Annotated in this window: 1 rRNA gene (only partly in view); it reads right to left on the bottom strand. The window is 52.6% G+C overall.

The window, feature by feature from the left end:
* Window positions 1-1,732: ribosomal RNA gene (locus BLO50_RS21500) — 23S ribosomal RNA — on the bottom strand; its annotated part runs 1,050 nt beyond the window's last position; the annotation flags it as partial.

The raw sequence follows: 1,732 nt of genomic DNA, 5'->3' as shown, positions 1-1,732 counted from the left end.
GGTTCCAGTGAGATCTCATCTCGAGGCAAGTTTCCCGCTTAGATGCTTTCAGCGGTTATCTTTTCCGAACATAGCTACCCGGCAATGCCACTGGCGTGACAACCGGAACACCAGAGGTTCGTCCACTCCGGTCCTCTCGTACTAGGAGCAGCCCCTCTCAAATCTCAAACGTCCACGGCAGATAGGGACCGAACTGTCTCACGACGTTCTAAACCCAGCTCGCGTACCACTTTAAATGGCGAACAGCCATACCCTTGGGACCGGCTTCAGCCCCAGGATGTGATGAGCCGACATCGAGGTGCCAAACACCGCCGTCGATATGAACTCTTGGGCGGTATCAGCCTGTTATCCCCGGAGTACCTTTTATCCGTTGAGCGATGGCCCTTCCATACAGAACCACCGGATCACTAAGACCTACTTTCGTACCTGCTCGACGTGTCTGTCTCGCAGTCAAGCGCGCTTTTGCCTTTATACTCTACGACCGATTTCCGACCGGTCTGAGCGCACCTTCGTACTCCTCCGTTACTCTTTAGGAGGAGACCGCCCCAGTCAAACTACCCACCATACACTGTCCTCGATCCGGATAACGGACCAGAGTTAGAACCTCAAGGTTACCAGGGTGGTATTTCAAGGTTGGCTCCACGCGAACTGGCGTCCACGCTTCAAAGCCTCCCACCTATCCTACACAAGTAAACTCAAAGTCCAGTGCAAAGCTATAGTAAAGGTTCACGGGGTCTTTCCGTCTAGCCGCGGATACACTGCATCTTCACAGCGATTTCAATTTCACTGAGTCTCGGGTGGAGACAGCGCCGCCATCGTTACGCCATTCGTGCAGGTCGGAACTTACCCGACAAGGAATTTCGCTACCTTAGGACCGTTATAGTTACGGCCGCCGTTTACCGGGGCTTCGATCAAGAGCTTCGCGTTAGCTAACCCCATCAATTAACCTTCCGGCACCGGGCAGGCGTCACACCCTATACGTCCACTTTCGTGTTTGCAGAGTGCTGTGTTTTTAATAAACAGTCGCAGCGGCCTGGTATCTTCGACCGGCATGGGCTTACGCAGTAAATGCTTCACCCTCACCGGCGCACCTTCTCCCGAAGTTACGGTGCCATTTTGCCTAGTTCCTTCACCCGAGTTCTCTCAAGCGCCTTGGTATTCTCTACCTAACCACCTGTGTCGGTTTGGGGTACGGTTCCTAATTACCTGAAGCTTAGAAGCTTTTCCTGGAAGCATGGCATCAACCACTTCGTCATCTAAAAGATAACTCGTCATCAGTTCTCGGCCTTGATTTCCCGGATTTACCTAAGAAATCAGCCTACCACCTTAAACACGGACAACCAACGCCGTGCTGGCCTAGCCTTCTCCGTCCCTCCATCGCAGTAATTAGAAGTACGGGAATATTAACCCGTTTCCCATCGACTACGCATTTCTGCCTCGCCTTAGGGGCCGACTCACCCTGCGTCGATTAACGTTGCGCAGGAAACCTTGGTCTTTCGGCGTGGGAGTTTTTCACTCCCATTGTCGTTACTCATGTCAGCATTCGCACTTCTGATACCTCCAGCAAGCTTCTCAACTCACCTTCACAGGCTTACAGAACGCTCCTCTACCGCTCAACTTACGTTGAACCCGTAGCTTCGGTGTATGGTTTGAGCCCCGTTACATCTTCCGCGCAGGCCGACTCGACTAGTGAGCTATTACGCTTTCTTTAAAGGGTGGCTGCTTCTAAGCC

It is taken from the genome of Pseudomonas peli, assembly GCF_900099645.1.
GTDB classification, from domain to species: domain Bacteria; phylum Pseudomonadota; class Gammaproteobacteria; order Pseudomonadales; family Pseudomonadaceae; genus Aquipseudomonas; species Aquipseudomonas peli.
The sequence above is the reverse complement of the archived record's forward strand: the minus strand, read 5'-3'. Positions and strand labels throughout refer to the sequence as shown.